This is a genomic window from Streptomyces sp. NBC_00459 (genome assembly GCF_036013955.1).
Taxonomy (GTDB): Bacteria; Actinomycetota; Actinomycetes; order Streptomycetales; family Streptomycetaceae; genus Streptomyces.
Genome location: NZ_CP107903.1, coordinates 8,904,702 through 8,919,845, shown reverse-complemented (window position 1 = coordinate 8,919,845; position 15,144 = coordinate 8,904,702). Strand labels below are relative to the sequence as shown.

9 protein-coding genes are annotated in these 15,144 nt (G+C 69.0%); 5 read left to right on the top strand and 4 right to left on the bottom strand.

The features are described 5' to 3' along the window. Positions 1-8 precede the first annotated feature (8 nt). Together OHN74_RS39140 and OHN74_RS39135 are read left to right on the top strand one after the other, a co-directional pair. The gene (locus OHN74_RS39140; protein ID WP_327699301.1) at positions 9-869 is read left to right on the top strand and encodes a fumarylacetoacetate hydrolase family protein; all 861 of its coding nucleotides are present in this window, start codon (positions 9-11) and stop codon (positions 867-869) included. A gap of 14 nt (positions 870-883) precedes the next feature. After that, a complete protein-coding gene (locus tag OHN74_RS39135) occupies positions 884-1,900 on the top strand; it encodes a zinc-dependent alcohol dehydrogenase (protein WP_327699300.1) in 1,017 nt (338 codons plus the stop codon). A 291-nt stretch (positions 1,901-2,191) separates the two neighbouring features. On the opposite strand, the gene OHN74_RS39130 is transcribed toward OHN74_RS39135, so the two are convergent. The 4 genes from OHN74_RS39130 to OHN74_RS39115 all read right to left on the bottom strand — a co-directional run bounded on the left by OHN74_RS39130 (position 2,192) and on the right by OHN74_RS39115 (position 7,075). Beyond that, complete coding sequence (locus tag OHN74_RS39130; RefSeq protein ID WP_327699299.1) at positions 2,192-3,622, bottom strand: family 43 glycosylhydrolase; 1,431 nt, start codon at positions 3,620-3,622, stop codon at positions 2,192-2,194. A 240-nt stretch (positions 3,623-3,862) separates the two neighbouring features. Continuing rightward, positions 3,863-4,690, bottom strand: a complete 828-nt coding sequence (locus OHN74_RS39125) for a carbohydrate ABC transporter permease (protein ID WP_327699298.1) — start codon at positions 4,688-4,690, stop codon at positions 3,863-3,865. Beyond that, on the bottom strand, positions 4,687-5,637 hold the full coding sequence (locus OHN74_RS39120; protein ID WP_327699297.1) for a carbohydrate ABC transporter permease: 951 nt from the start codon (positions 5,635-5,637) through the stop codon (positions 4,687-4,689). The genes OHN74_RS39125 and OHN74_RS39120 overlap by 4 nt, the downstream gene beginning before the upstream one ends. A gap of 109 nt (positions 5,638-5,746) precedes the next feature. Then, positions 5,747-7,075: an ABC transporter substrate-binding protein gene (locus OHN74_RS39115; protein ID WP_327699296.1), complete on the bottom strand. Its 1,329-nt coding sequence runs from the start codon at positions 7,073-7,075 to the stop codon at positions 5,747-5,749. A 548-nt stretch (positions 7,076-7,623) separates the two neighbouring features. On the opposite strand from OHN74_RS39115, the gene OHN74_RS39110 reads away from it, so the two are divergent. The 3 genes from OHN74_RS39110 to OHN74_RS39100 all read left to right on the top strand — a co-directional run bounded on the left by OHN74_RS39110 (position 7,624) and on the right by OHN74_RS39100 (position 15,022). Beyond that, positions 7,624-8,667 (top strand): LacI family DNA-binding transcriptional regulator, encoded by a 1,044-nt coding sequence (locus OHN74_RS39110; protein ID WP_327699295.1) that lies wholly within the window; start codon positions 7,624-7,626, stop codon positions 8,665-8,667. Positions 8,668-8,845: 178 nt separating this feature from the next. Continuing rightward, positions 8,846-11,650: a glycoside hydrolase family 78 protein gene (locus OHN74_RS39105; RefSeq protein WP_327699294.1), complete on the top strand. Its 2,805-nt coding sequence runs from the start codon at positions 8,846-8,848 to the stop codon at positions 11,648-11,650. An 87-nt stretch (positions 11,651-11,737) separates the two neighbouring features. Continuing rightward, on the top strand, positions 11,738-15,022 hold the full coding sequence (locus OHN74_RS39100) for a family 78 glycoside hydrolase catalytic domain (RefSeq protein WP_327699293.1): 3,285 nt from the start codon (positions 11,738-11,740) through the stop codon (positions 15,020-15,022). The last annotated feature ends 122 nt before the right edge of the window (positions 15,023-15,144 follow it).

The window sequence follows — 15,144 nt, the reverse complement described above, 5'->3', positions numbered from 1 at the left end:
TTGAGCTCGTGTTCCTCATGCGCATCGGTGCCGCGGGTGCCGAAAAGCCCGTCGCCCGCATCGACGACGAGACATACGTCGACCTCTCGGACACCGTCACGGACTTCGACGAGGCGTTCTTCGGATCCGGCGGCCTCGACCGCATCCGCCCTGTCGTGGCCGAGCGGACGGCTGCCGGGCAGGTGTCCCGCTTCGCCGGGGAGCGGATCGGCGCACCCATCGCCCGACCGCACCAGATCCTGTGCATCGGCCTCAACTACCGTGACCACGCTGCCGAGAGCGGGATGGCCGTGCCGGACGAGCCGATCCTGTTCACCAAGTCGCCCAACACCCTGGTCGGCCCGAACGACGACGTGCGGATCCCGCGCGGGTCCACCAAGACCGACTGGGAGGTGGAGCTCGGCATCGTGATCGGCCGCCGCACCAGCTACCTGGACTCGGTGGACGAAGCCCGCGACGCCGTCGCCGGCTTCGTCGTCGTCAACGACGTCAGTGAGCGTGCCTTCCAGCTGGAGCGGGGCGGACAGTGGGCGAAGGGCAAGTCCGCCGAGACCTTCAACCCGGCGGGCCCCTGGCTGGCCACCACCGACGAGATCGACGACGTCCTCGCGCTCGACATGTGGCTCGACGTCAACGGTGTCCGCCGCCAGACCGGCAACACCAGAACCATGATCTTCGACCCGTACTTCATCGTGCACTACCTCAGCCGGTTCCTCGTCCTGGAACCCGGCGACCTCATCAACACCGGCACCCCTCCCGGCGTCGGTATGGGCCTCAACCCGCCCGTGTATCTCCAGCCGGACGACGTGATGGAACTCGGCATCACCCGCCTCGGCAGCCAGCGCCAGCACGTGCTCGGCCCCCGGTGAACACCCGCCGCCCCATGCGCGCGTTCGTCCTCACGGCTCCCGGGAAGTACGAGGTCCAGGAAGTCCCCGCCCCGGTGGCGGCCCCCGGCGAGGTCGTCGTCGACGTCGAGCGGGTCGGCGTGTGCGGCACCGACATGGAGTTCTTCACCGGCGCCATGGCCTACCTCCACCAGGGCCACTCCTCCTACCCGATGCGTCTGGGCCACGAGTGGGCGGGGCGTGTGACGGCGGTCGGCGCCGGGGTCGACCCCGTGTGGGTGGGCCGCCGGGTCATGGGGGACACCATGCTCGGCTGCGGCTCCTGCCGCCGCTGCCGACGAGGCCACCAGCACGTGTGCGAGAAACGGCAGGAGGTCGGCATCCGCGGGGAGCGGGCCGGCGCCCTGGCCGAACAACTCGCGGTGCCGGCCTCCTCGTTGCACGCCCTGCCCGACTCCGTCGACGCGGTACTGGGCGCCCTCGTCGAGCCCGGCGGCAACGCCCTGCGCGCCGCCCGCGCGGCCGAACTGCGCCCCGGGGACCGGGTGTTGGTCCTGGGCCCGGGAACCATAGGACTGCTGGTCGCGATGTTCGCCCGCGCCGCCGGTGCGGAGGTCCACCTGATGGGCGCCACCGACAACTCCCTCGCCTTCGCCCGCGAGCTGGGCTTCGAGCACGCCTGGCGGGAGGACACCGTCCCGGACCTGCCGTACGACGCCGTGGTCGACGCCTCCAACGCCACCCATCTCCCGGACCTGGCCCTCCGGTTGGTCGAACCGGGTGGCCGTATCGTCTGCATCGGCCTGGCCGGTGAACCCAGCAGGATCGACACCCGCACCCTCGTCCTCAAGGACGTCACCGCCGTGGGCATCCTGTCCGCCTCGCCCGGCCTCGACGCCACCATCCGCGCGTACGCCGACGGATCGGTCGACCCCAGGCCGCTCATCGCCGCGACGGTCGGCCTGGAGCAGGCCGGTCCCGTCCTCGCCGGTGAACGTCCGGCCGGAGCCGGGCCGGGGCCCAAGGTCCATGTCGACCCGCGGCTGGACTGACGGACGGACGGACGGCTGCCGGTCATGTGTGACGCCCCGCGCCAGGGTTCTGGCGCAGGCGTCACACATGACCGGCGAGAATCGGGCCCTCGTGGTCGTGTCCAGCGACGACGGTCGCGCCGTCGGCGTTGAGGCCGTCGGCCCACCTCGTCGCCGAACCCGTCGTACCGGACGTCGGCGGCCTCGGCGAGGCAGGACGCGTCAACCGTCGCCGACGCGCGAGTCCGGGCGGCCGAGGCCTGTCTCGGCCGCCCGGGTTCTTCGCCTGTCCCGCGAGGGAACTGCTTCGCCTCAGACGATCATCCACTGCTGGTTCGCGCCGGTGTTGCAGGTCGACTGGTCCAGGGGCGCGCCGTTGGCGGTGGACGCCCCGGCGACCTGGAGGCACTTGCCGCTGTTGACGTTGGTGTACGTGACGTAGCCGCCGATCACCGCGGTCTTCTTCCACAGCTGGTGCGAGGCGCCGGTGCACGTCGACTGGACGGCCGCCGCGCCGTTGGCGGTGGACGCCCCGGCGATCTGCAGGCACTTGCCGCTGTTGACGTTGACCAGGCGGTAGTTGGAGCCGACGGCGGTGGTGACCCACTGCTCGTTGGACCCTGAGTTGCAGTTCCCGGCGTTCACCGACGCCCCGTCAGCCGTACTCGCGGACCAGACGTCCGCGCATTTGTCGGCGTTCTTGTTCGACAGGTGGTTGTTCGCGGCCCCGACAGGACCGCCGAAGACGGGCCAGCCGCCCGCGAAGCTCACCTTGCGGATGCCGAGGGTCTCCCGCCCGGAGTTGTCGCCGTCGTAGTAGTGGTAGGCGAGGGACTGGGACACACCGTCGTCGAAGGCGTCGGCACCACCGGCGGCCACCTTGGGGCGGGCACCGGTGAGGACGGTGGTTCCGCCGTTCGAGAGCATGTTCTTGCCGCTCTGGTCCAGGTAGGGGCCGGTGATGCTGGTGGATCGTCCGACCACCGTGTAGTAGGTGCTGTTGGTCCCGCTGCAGCACAGGCCCTTGGAGCCGAAGAGGTAGTAGAAACCGCCGTTGAGGATGATCGTGGGGTTCTCGATACCGACGGCGAGGTGCCAGAGGTTGTGGTCGGTGGTGGACAGCTTGCCGGTGGCCTGGTCCAGGACGTGCATGTAGGTGCCGGGGCCGGTGAAGGAGCCCCAGGTGATGTACAGCCGGCCGTCCGGTCCCCAGTCGACGTTGGGGTCGATGGGGTAGTTGACGTCGGTGACCATGCCCTGGTCGGTCCAGGGGCCCTCGATGTTGGTCGCGGTGGCGACGCCCATGACGGCGTACGAGGAGCCCCAGAGCGAACCGGCGTAGTACAGGTGGTACTTGCCGTTGAAGTTCTTGATCTCGGGTGCCCAGATGTTCGGTGGCGTCGAGCCGAGCTTGGCCTTGATCCAGGACGGGGTCGCCCCCCAGACGTTGCCCACCTTCGTCCAGCCGGACGCCGCGTTGGCCGCGCACGACTTGCGGATGGTGATGGAGCCGCTCGGGTTGAGCGAGTCGTGCTCGAACCCGGTGGAGAAGCCGTAGGTACAGCTGCCCACCTTGATCAGGCTCGGGTCGTGCATGCGGGTGTCACCGCTGACCGCTCCGGCGGGCGAGGCGGTGACCAGGCCGAGGACGGTCAGGAATGCCACCAGAACGGTCGCGAGTGCGGACCGGCCTCGTCGTGCGGCTGTGCCGGGACGTGGCCCGGGGTGGGAGTGGATCTGCATGGGAGGTTCCTTCGTGGCGCTGTTCAGAGAGGTCGGGGGGCCATCCCCCTTGTGCACAGCGACTGTTGGGGGCTGCGCTGCGTCCCGTGCCCGCGCCCCGTCGGGGAGGAGATGAGGCGCGGGCGCAGGCCGGGGACCAGCAGTGGTGCTGGATCGCGGCGCTGAGGGACGTACGTGGGGTCGGCGGGCCGGCCGGGCCCGGCTCGGGGGGCCGCCGACAAGACGACTCGGGCGGTGTGGCTAACCCTTGACTGCTCCTGCGGTCATGCCCGCGACGATCTGCCGGTTGAAGAAGAGGAACATGATCAGCGGCGGGATGGTGATGAGCAGGATGTCCATGAAGAGCAGGTTGTAGCTGGTGGTGTATTGGCTCTGGAAGTTGAAGAGGGTGAGCTGGACGGTGGCGTTCTGTTCGCCCGGCAGGAAGTAGAGGGGGTTGGTGAAGTCGTTGAAGACGGCGACGGACTGGACGACGATCACGGTGACGACGACCGAGCGGAGCATGGGGAGGATGATCCGGAAGAAGAGCCGCAGCGGGGACGCGCCGTCGATGATCGCGGCCTCGTCGAGTTCGCGCGGGATGGTGGCGATGAAGGCGCGGAACAGCAGGATGGAGAAGGAGAGCCCGAAGGCGATCTCCACGAGGATGAGTCCGGGGAGCGTGCCGAACAGCCCGGCCTTCTGCAGGACCCAGATCGTGGGCACGACCGCCGGGGGGATGATCAGCCCGGACAGGACCAGGAAGTTGATCAGGCCGGTCCAGCGGGTGGTGCGGCGCTGCAGCACGAAAGCGGTCATCGCGCCCAGGACGACCATCGCGCTCACGCTGGCGACGGTGAGGATGACGCTGTTGACGAACGCGATGACGAGGATGTAGTCCCGGGCCCGCACGACCTCGACGAGGTTGTCGATCAGCTGGAAGTGGTGGGGCCAGGAGAAGTCGAGCCGGGCGGCCTGCTGGGGGTCCTTGACGGCGGTCAGGACGATGAACGCGAAGGGGACGACGAAGACGACGATGCTGGCGGTGACCGAGAGGGCGCCCAGCCAGGTGCGGGTGGACTTGTTCATCGCTGGACCTCCTTGCGGGCCAGGAAGCGGGAGAGCGGGACGACGATCGCGGTCACGACGAGGAAGAGGATGACGTTCCCGGCGGTGGACAGGCCGTAGAAGCCTGCCTGGTACTGCTTGTAGATGACGGAGGCGACGACGTCGGAGCTGAAGCCGGGTCCGCCGCGGGTCATGGCCCAGATGAGGTCGAAGGAGCGCAGGCCACCGATGAGGGACAGGATGATGACGGTGGAGGTGGCGGGCCAGGACAGGGGCAGGACGACGTTGCGCAGGAGTTGTCGGGTGTTGGCGCCGTCGAGTTTCGCGGCTTCGTAGTAGTCGTCGGGGATGGAGACGATGCCGGCGATGTAGATGACGGTGGCCAGGCCGACGCCTTTCCACACGTCGACCAGAGCGACGGAGAACAGGGCGAGGGAGGGCTCGGTCAGCCATCCCGGGCCGTCGATGCCGATCACGGCCAGGGCCTTGTTGATGGCGCCGGTGGAGGGGTCCATGAACGCGGTGAAGGTGATGCCGACACCCACGGTGCTGACCAGGACGGGAAAGAAGACCACCGAGCGCAGGTAGCCGCGGGCGCGGATCTGGCTGGTCAGGAGGATCCCGAGAAAGAGGCCGAGGACGACTTTGAGGCCGGAGGTGACGACCGCGTAGAGGAACGTGTTGACGAAGCCCTTCACGAGGGCGGGTTCCTGGAAGAACGCGGTGTAGTTGTCCAGGCCGATGAACGTCGACTTGAAGATCGTCCACCGGGTCAGGCTGAAGTAGAACGACGCGAGGGTCGGGACGAGGAACAACGCCCCGTAGACGACCGCCGCGGGCAGATAGAACCAGCCGGGATAGGAACTGCGCGTCCCCCGGGACCGCAACACCCCGCCCGCCCGGCCCGTCCTGTCCGCCGCCTTCGGCTCCTCGGCCCGCTTCGGCCCGCTCGGTACAACTGTGGTCATCGATCGACCTCTCTCGGGTGCCTCCCCGCACCCCATGAGGAACACGGGGAGGCACTGACGTGCGTTCCTACTCCCCTTGACGAAGGCGGGGAGGCACTGACGTGGCTTCCTACCAGCCCGGCAGACCGAGCTGCTGGGCCTGCTTCTTCGTGTCCTTGTCGTACAGGGCAGCGCCGTCCTCGGCCCCCGTGATACCGGAGCCCACCTGCACGCAGATCTGCTCCAGGCTCGGGCCCTTCACCGGGGACAGGAACTCCAGGGCCGGGCTCTGGGCACCGCTGGTGAAGTACGCGGCGACGTCCTTGGTGATCGTCGGCACGTCCGACGGCAGGGTGCAGCCCTTGACCAGGTACGGGCCGGTCGGTGTCGACGCCTTCGCCTGGGAGGTGCAGCCGGCCGGGCTCGCGGCGAACGCGAGGAACTTCTTCACCGCGGAGAGCTTGTCTCCCGTGGTGCTCTTCGGGACGTAGAAGGCGTTCGGGAACCACGCCGTCAGGCCGTTGGCCGCGGCGTTCTCACCCGGCAGCGCGAAGAAGCCGATGTCGTCGAGTTCGTCCGGGTTGCTCGCCTTGATCGCGCCGATGACGGTGGAGAGCATCGGGTACTGGGCGCCCTTGCCGGTGGCCAGCATCTGCAGGCCCTTGACCAGCGTGGCCGACGCGTAGTCGGAGTTCTGCAGCTTCAGGTCGTGGATCTGCTCCACGCGCTCGAAGCCCTTCACCGCGTTCGCGTCAGTCGCGAACTTCGCCTTGTTGGCGGTGAACTTCTCCGCGAAGTCGGGTTCCGCGGCGGACACGTTGTGGAAGTCCCCCAGGACCAGAAGCTGGGAGGTCCAGGTGTCCTGGTAGGTCTGGATGACCGGTGCGATACCGGCGGCCTTGATCTTCTCGCTGTTGGCGATGAAGTCCGCCCAGGTCCTGGGCACCGTCAGACCGAGCTTGGCGTAGACCTTCTTGTTGTAGAGGACACCGCCGCCCAGAGCCGAGCCGAAAGGCACACCGTAGGTCTGGCCACCGACCGTGACCTGCGGGAGGAAGGACTTCTCCAGGCTCTTCACATACGAGTCCTGGGTGATCGGCGTGAGTGTCTTCGTCGGGTCGATCTGCTGGAACAGCGAACCGGTGTTGTAGGAGAAGACATCGGACATGCTGTCCGTCTGCAGCCGCGTCTTGATGAGGTTGTCGCCCTCGGTCCCGCCCGGGCGCGTCTCGACGCTCACCCTGATCTTCGGGTTCTTCGCCTCGAAGTCCTTCGCCAGCTGCTTGGCCGCGTTCAGGTTGTCGGGCGCGTTGTCGACAAGCAGCTTGATCGACGTCGTGGCACTGTCGTTCCCACTGGACGAGCCGAGCGAGCCCGCGCTGCAGGCGCTGAGCACGAGCGGCAGCACAGCGGCTGCCGCGACTGCGGCTCTTCTCTTGGTGCGAGTGATTGACCTCATGGCTTTTCCTTCGTTCCAAGCGCCGACTGAATCGATTCAACCGGTTGGGTGTGATACCTCAAGACAGCGCTGCTACGGACTGATGACCCTGCGGCGAACACGAGCACCCACCCGCCGTCATGCCCTACTGGCACACACATCGGCCACAGGGAGGCCGTCACGGAGGCGGCGCGTCGGTTCATGGAGAACCTCCACTGGGTCGCGGCCGACCCGGGGGCGGCCTGTGGGGAGACGGGGAACGGGGGCGGGCTGGGATTTCCGCCTCCGGACGACTCCGGTGCGGGAAAGCGGGGCGACAACGACGCGGTTGCGACTTCCGGTTCCGGGCCCTCCGGTCGCGGTCGGCACATCTGACACCCTGGGCGGCCCGGTTTCTGCGCAGCCACCCATCAGTGGGCCCGGTCATGCGATCTGCTTCGTGTAACGTTCCACGAAGCAGTTGCCCCAAAGATTGAAGCGAACGGGCCCGAGTCGTCAAGTCATCCGCGAGTAACGTTCCGGAAACGCAAAACGGGCAGAGCGGTGCATGACAACGGAGGTGCGCACCTGTGCAAGCGGCAAGCGGCTCGAAGAGAGTCACCATCACGGACGTCGCGCGCAGTGCGGGCGTGTCGACCTCCGCCGTGTCGAAGGTGCTGACCAACGCCTACGGGGTGAGCCCCGCGATGCGTGAGCGCGTGCAGGCGGCGATGGCCGAGCTGGGTTACCGCCCGCACGCCGCCGCCCGGGGCATGCGGGGCCGCACCTACACGATCGGCGTGCTGCTGGCGAGCGTCCGCAACGCCTTCTACGCCGACCTCCTGGACGGGGTGAACGCCACGCTGCGGGGCACCGAGTACGCGCTCTTCATCGGCTCCAGCAGTTCCGCCGAAACCGAGGAACAGACGAAGCTGATCCATGCCATGGTGGACCGCCAGATGGACGGCCTGATCCTGGTCGCGCCCGCCGTGGCCCGCGCCGAAGTGGTGCGCATAGCGGCCGATGTGCCGACGGTGGTGGTCGGACACCACGACCCCTCACCGGCGTACGACCGCGTGGTCAACCAGGACGGGGCCGGCGTCGACCTGATCGTCGATCACCTGGTCGCACTCGGACACCGGGACATCGCCCATGTGTCGCATCCGACGGTGCGCGACAGCCAGTGGGAACAGCGGCCCGAGCACCACGTACGGGCCGCCTACCGTGACGCGATGGCCCGGCACGGCCTGGCCGACCTGGCCCGGGTCGTGAAATCGGGCTACTCGGACGAGGGCGGCTACCGCGGCGCCATGGAACTGCTCACCTCCACGCGCCCGCCCACCGCGATCTTCGCCGGCGCCGACGTCGCCGCGACCGGCGTCTTCCGGGCCGCCGCCGAACTCGGCCTGCGCATCCCCGAGGACCTCTCGCTCACCGGGTACAACAACACCTCCATCGCCGCCCTCACCCCCGTGAGCCTGACCAGCGTCGACCAGGCGGGCGCCATGATGGGCGAGACCGCGGCCCGGCTGCTGCTGGAGCGGATCGAGAAACGGCGCGACCGCTCAGTCGTCATGGCCTCCACGCCACGCCTGGTGACACGGGGCAGCACCGCGCCGCTGTCCGGCGCCTGATCCGGTCCGCTTCCCCGCCTCTCACGTGCGCACCCGCGCCGAACGGGTTCCGGACCTGTGCCGAGTGCCGCCGGGAAATTCCCGTGCCTCGCCTCTTGACGCGCCGGACATTTTCACCTCAGGGTTGAGTCGTTTCAAGTGTAGAACGTGCCACACAATGCAGGGAGCGCAGGTCGGTATGAGCCTTGAGCGTCCGGAACCCGACACCACGGTGGTCTCCGTCCGGTTCGAACACCGGGATGACTCACTCGGCGTCGGCACCCCGGAGCCCCGCCTGTCCTGGCAGGTCCGCACGGAGGACCCTGCCTGGCGACAGACGGCGTACGAGGTGGAGCTGGACGGTGCCACGACCGTGCGGGTCGAGTCGGCCGAACAGGTTCTGGTGCCATGGCATTTCGCCCCTCTGGCCTCGCGGAGCCGGGGGAGCGTCCGGGTCCGGGTGGCCTCCGGAGAGCGCTGGAGCGAATGGAGTGCGCCCGCCACCGTGGAGGCGGGACTGCTGCACCCCTCCGACTGGAGCGCCCGGTTCGTCACCCCCCGCGATCACGGCGCCCTGGACTCGCCGGCCCCCGAACTCGTCCGGACGGTCACACTGCGCGCGGGCGTGGTCTCGGCCCGCCTCTACGCAACCGCTCACGGTGTCTACACCGCCTCCGTCAACGGCGTCCGGGTCGGTGACGAGGTCCTCGCACCTGGCTGGACGAGCTACCGCCACCGGCTGCGCTACCAGACCCATGACGTCACCGCACTGCTGACGGAGGGCGAGAACACTCTCTGCGTCCTGCTGGGCAACGGCTGGTTCCGGGGCCATCTCGGCTGGTGGGGCGCCCGCGCCCTGTACGGCGACCGGCTCGCCCTGCTGGCCCAGCTGGAAGTCCGGTACGCCGACGGGTCGGTGGAGACCTTCGGCACCGACGAGCAGTGGCGGGCCCGCGACACCGGGGTGCTCGCCGACGACCTCTACAAGGGGCAGCGCGCCGATCTGCGCATCGCGCCCGGCGAAGCGACCGGGCCGGTGGACGTCCTGTCCGACGAGGAGGCGGACCTGTCGCGACTCGTCGCCCCGGAAGGGCCGCCCGTACGGGTCACCGAGGTGCTGCCCGCGCTCAAGGTCTGGCAGTCGCCGTCCGGCCGTACGCTCGTCGACTTCGGGCAGAACGTCGTCGGCTGGGTCCGGTTGCGGGTGCGTGACGCCACGGACGGCCGGGAGGTCACGGTCCGCCACGCCGAGGTCCTGGAGGGCGAGGAACTGTGCACCAGGCCGCTGCGCACGGCCGACGCCATCGACACCTATCTGCTGGCGGAAGCCGCCGAGGCCGTCCTCGAACCCTCGCTCACCTTCCACGGCTTCCGGTACGCCGAGATCACCGGCATACCTGACCTGGCGGTCGAGGACCTGCACGCCATGGTGGTCGGCAGCGATCTGCGCAGGACCGGCTGGTTCTCCTGTTCCGACCCGGACCTGGAGCAGTTCCACGAGAACGTCGTCCGTGGCACGCGCGGCAACTTCCTCGACATACCGACGGACTGCCCGCAGCGCGACGAACGCCTCGGCTGGACCGGCGACATCCAGGTCTTCTCCCCCACCGCCGCCTTCCTCTTCGACTCCGCCGGCTTCCTCTCCTCCTGGCTCGCCGACCTCAGCGCCGACCAGCACCCCGACGGCGCGGTCCCCTGGGTGATCCCCGACATCCTGGAAGACACCGCCCCCACCGCCGCGGCCTGGGGCGACGCCGCCCCCGTGGTCCCCTGGGTGCTGTACGAACGGTACGGCGATCTCGGCATCCTGCGGCGGCAGTTCGACAGTGCCCGCGCCTGGGTCGACAAGACGGCCTCGCTGACCACCGACGGAGTCTGGGCGGGCGGTTTCCAGTTCGGCGACTGGCTCGACCCCACCGCACCGCCCGACGACCCGTTCGCCGCCCGCACTCCCACCGACGTCGTCGCCACCGCGTGCCTGGCCCGCTGCGCGGACGTCGTCGCCCGCACCGCGGAAGTACTGGGCCGCCACGAGGACGCGGCACGGTACTCCACGCTCGCGGCCCGCACCCGCGAGGCGTTCGCCCGTGCCTTCGTCACCCCCGCGGGCCGGATCCTGGGCGACTCACCGACCGCGTACGCCATGGCCCTGCAATGGGACCTGCTGGCCTCCCCCCACCATCGTGCGGTGGCCGGAGACAGGCTCGCCGACCTGGTCCGCACGAACGGCTTCCGCATCGCCACCGGATTCGTCGGCACCCCGCTGATGACCGACGCCCTCACCGCCGCCGGCCATCCCGATCTCGCCCACCGCCTGCTGCTGGAGAAGGGCTGCCCCTCCTGGTTGTATCCCGTGACGATGGGCGCCACCACTGTCTGGGAACGCTGGGACAGCATGCTGCCCGACGGCACCGTCAACCCCGGCCAGATGACGTCCTTCAACCACTACGCCCTCGGAGCCGTCGCCGACTGGATGCACCGTACGGTCGCCGGACTCGCCCCCGCCGCCCCCGGATACCGGGAGTTCACCGTACGCCCGCTGCCGTACCGGGCCCTCACCCACGCCTCCGCCCGACACCTCACCCCCTACGGCGAGGCATCGGTGAGCTGGCGGCGCGAGAACGGCCGCTTCCGCCTGGACGTCGTCGTACCCGTGGGAACACGGGCCACCATTCACCTGCCCGGCGAGGGCTGGCCGGCCCTGACCGCGAGGCACGGCAAACACTTCTGGACGATCGAGGATCCCTGCCCCGCCCCGGCACCGTCCGAAGTGGTCACCGTGCGGGACCTCATGGACGAACCGGGCCTCTGGGGACGCGCGGCCGACGCCCTCACCCGGCACGGCCTGGGTGACGACCCCGCACAACTGGCCCGGCGGCTCGCGCCCTTCCTGGACATACCGGCCCGTGAGCTGCCCGCGCTGCTGAACAGGGTCCTCTTCGAGGACGGCGGCGCCGACGCCGCCACCGCCCTGGAGACCCTGCTGAGCAGCACCACGGACTGACCTCCACACCGCCCACCGCACACCGCGCTTCGCGTCGACACCGGCCGCGAACACCTGACGGCGTCAAACACTTCACATGGGGATGCCATGCTCCGTAAACGCTCGCTGCTGTACGTACTTCTCAGAGGTTTTCTCGTGTTCGCCGTGGTCGGAGGCACAGCGGTCGTGCCCGCGTCCGCGTCTCCTGCCTCGTCGGTCCAGGACGCGGGGATCTCCGTGACGACTCCGACCACCAACGGCCGGGTGAACCCCCTGGGCATCGGCGGTGAGGACCCCGTCTTCGGCTGGCAGTCCACGTCGGACCGGCGGGGGACCTCGCAGAAGGCGTACGAGATCCAGGTCGGACTCGCACCGGGGTCCGCCGATGTGTGGAAGTCCGGCAAGGTCGCGTCCGACCGCCAGACCGGTGTCCGGTACGGCGGTCCTGCCCTGAAGCCGGGCACCCGCTACTACTGGCGCGTGCGGGCCTGGGACGACAGGAACGCCGCGAGCCGGTGGAGCGTGCCCGCGCACTTCGAGACGGGTCTGCTGGACTCCGGCGACTGGGACGGCGCCCAGTGGATCACGCGGCCCGAGGCGGCGAGTGAGCTGGACAAGTGGACCGACTACGTCGCCACGGTCGAGTTCAAGATCGACAGCGCCGCCCTCGGCATGTTCCTGCGCGCCTCCGACACGACCAACGGTTACATGTGGCAGTTCAACGTCACGGGCCCGACCCCGATGCTGAGGCTGCACAAGCAGGTCAAGGGCAACTACAGCGTGCTGCAGGAGGTGGATCTCGCACCGTTCGGCTTCACCGACGCGAGTCTCCTCGCCGACCGGCACACCGTCCGCTTCGACGTGACGGGCAGCACGATCAGGACGACCCTCGACGGCAAGCTGGTCAACACCTTCACGGACACCACGTTCAGCAAGGGCTACGTCGGTTTCCGTACCCACGGATGCTGCGGCGAGCAGGGAACCGTCTACGACGCCGTGGTGACGGCGGCCGACGGCGGCACGCTGCTCGACACCGACTTCGCCGCCGACCAGAACCCGTTCACCGGCGGTGCGATCGTCGGCTCCGCCCTCGTGGTGTCCGGCACCACGGACGCCCTGGCCGAGCCCTCGGTCCGGACGCTGCCACTGCTGCGCAAGGGCTTCGCGACCAAGACCGGCAAGAAGATCGCCTCCGCACGGGTCTACGCGTCGGCGCTCGGTGTGTACGCGCTGGAGATCAACGGCAAGCCGGTCGGCGACCAGAAGCTCGCCCCGGGCTGGACGAACTACCACAAGCGCATCCAGTCCCAGACGTACGACGCGACGAAACTGCTCGCCCGCGGCGACAACGCGATCGGCGCGTCCCTGGCGAACGGCTGGTGGGCCGGCAAGGTCGGCATCGGCTGGAGCCACCAGTACGGGGACACCCCCGCGCTCGTGGCGAAGATGCGCATCACCTACACCGACGGCTCGGTCCAGTGGATCGCCACGGACGGTTCCTGGAAAGCGGCTGAAGGCCCCTACACCCGGGCCGACCTGCAGGACGGCGAGACCTACGACGCCCGTCTGAAGCCGTCGGGCTGGAGCCGGCCCGGCTTCGACGACTCGGCGTGGGAGCCCGTCGCGAGCGTGGAGTCCCGGACCGCCCTCCTGGTTCCGCAGAGCGACGAACCGGTGCGTGCGACCCAGGTGCTCAAGGCCCGCGAGCTGACCGAGCCCACCACCGGCACCTACGTCTACGACCTCGGGCAGAACATGGTCGGAGTCTCCCGGCTGACCCTCACCGGGTCCGCCGGCCAGACCGTCCGGATCCGCTACGCGGAGGTGCTCAACAAGAACGGCACCCTCTACACCGACAACTTCCGCACCGCCCGGGTCACCGACCGCTACACCTTCGCCAAGGCCGGAACGGTCACCTACGAACCCACCTTCACACAGCACGGATTCCGCTACATCGAGATCACCGGGGTGAGCGGGCCTCCCGCGCTCTCCGCCGTCAAGGGCGTCGTGTGGGGATCCGACCTCCCGTCCACCGGCACGCTGAAAACCTCGGACGCCATGCTCGACCAACTGGTGAGCAACATCTCCTGGAGCCAGCGGGGCAACTTCCTCTCCATCCCCACCGACACCCCCGCCCGCGACGAGCGTCTGGGATGGACCGGAGACATCAGCCTGTTCGCCCCCACGGCCAACTACCTCGTCGACACCCGGGCGTTCCTGTCCCACTGGATGGCGGACGTCCGCAACTCCCAGTACACCAACGGTGACCTGCCCGCGGTCGTCCCGACTCCGCAGGGCCAGTTCGGCGACAGCGGCGTCGGCTGGTCCGACGTGATGATCACCGTGCCGTACTCGGTGTGGCGCTCGTACGACGACACCCGCATCCTGCGGGAGAACTACCCCGCCATGCGGAAGTTCTTCCAGTTCGTGCGCGACAGCGCCGGACCGGATCTTCTCGAGCCCGGCCGCACCACGTTCTTCACCAACGACTGGCTGCACCTGAACGACCCGACCGAGCAGGGCATCCTGGGCACGGCCTACTACGCCGAGAACGCCCGCATGATGGCGGAGATGGCCAAGGCCCTCGGCGACGACGCGGCGGCGTCCGAATACGGCAAGCTCTCCGCCGACATCCGCACCGCCTTCACCACGGCCTACGTCGCCGCCGACGGCACGGTCAAGGGCAACTCGCAGACCGGGTACGCCATGGCTCTCGGCATGAACCTCGTCTCCGACCCGGCACTGGTCGAGAAGGTCGGCGCGAAGTTCGTCGCCAAGCTCGCACTGACCGATTACCACCTGCGGACCGGCTTCATCGGCACACCACTGCTGCTGCCCGCCCTGAGCAGGATCGGCCGCGACGACCTCGCCTACAGGATGCTGCTCCACAAGGACTACCCGTCCTGGGGCTACGAGGTGGCCAGCGGTGCCACCACCATGTGGGAGCGGTGGAACTCGATCATGCCCAACGGTGACTTCGGGCCGGTCGACATGAACTCCTTCAACCACTACGCCTACGGCGCCGTGGGCGACTGGATGTTCCAGAACATCGGCGGACTCTCCGCTCTCGAACCCGGCTACAAGCGCTCCCGGATCGCACCGGTGCCCGGCGGAGACCTGACCGAGGGCTCCGGAAGCCTCAAGACCGTCTACGGCCTTCTCTCCTCGAAGTGGAGCACCCGCGACGGCACTCTCGACCTGAAGGTGACCGTGCCGGTCAACACCGTCGCGGAGGTTCACGTGCCGTCCGCGCCCCGCCGGGCCGTCACCGAGGGCGGCCGACCGGCCGAGACCGCCAAGGGAGTCCGCTTCCTCCGGATGGAGAACGGGGCTGCCGTGTTCGAGGTCGGGTCGGGCTCCTACCGCTTCGACGTCCACACCGTCCGCGGCTAGGCGGAAAAGCCGCTGGAGGCCTGCGGGCCTCGGCACACCGGGCGCGCCGACCGCGAGTTGGCGGGCCCGGCAGGTCACAGCCGGTCCCGGAAGTCCGGGACCGGCTGTCCTTTTGACCTGGC

What these genes read in the sequence shown, in the direction of transcription:
- OHN74_RS39105 (WP_327699294.1), top strand. Translation starts at nt 8,846, where the DNA reads ATGAGCCTTGAGCGTCCGGAACCCGACACCACGGTGGTCTCCGTCCGG.
- OHN74_RS39130 (WP_327699299.1), bottom strand. Translation starts at nt 3,622, where the DNA reads ATGCAGATCCACTCCCACCCCGGGCCACGTCCCGGCACAGCCGCACGA.
- OHN74_RS39135 (WP_327699300.1), top strand. Translation starts at nt 884, where the DNA reads ATGCGCGCGTTCGTCCTCACGGCTCCCGGGAAGTACGAGGTCCAGGAA.
- OHN74_RS39115 (WP_327699296.1), bottom strand. Translation starts at nt 7,075, where the DNA reads ATGAGGTCAATCACTCGCACCAAGAGAAGAGCCGCAGTCGCGGCAGCC.
- OHN74_RS39120 (WP_327699297.1), bottom strand. Translation starts at nt 5,637, where the DNA reads ATGACCACAGTTGTACCGAGCGGGCCGAAGCGGGCCGAGGAGCCGAAG.
- OHN74_RS39100 (WP_327699293.1), top strand. Translation starts at nt 11,738, where the DNA reads ATGCTCCGTAAACGCTCGCTGCTGTACGTACTTCTCAGAGGTTTTCTC.
- OHN74_RS39125 (WP_327699298.1), bottom strand. Translation starts at nt 4,690, where the DNA reads ATGAACAAGTCCACCCGCACCTGGCTGGGCGCCCTCTCGGTCACCGCC.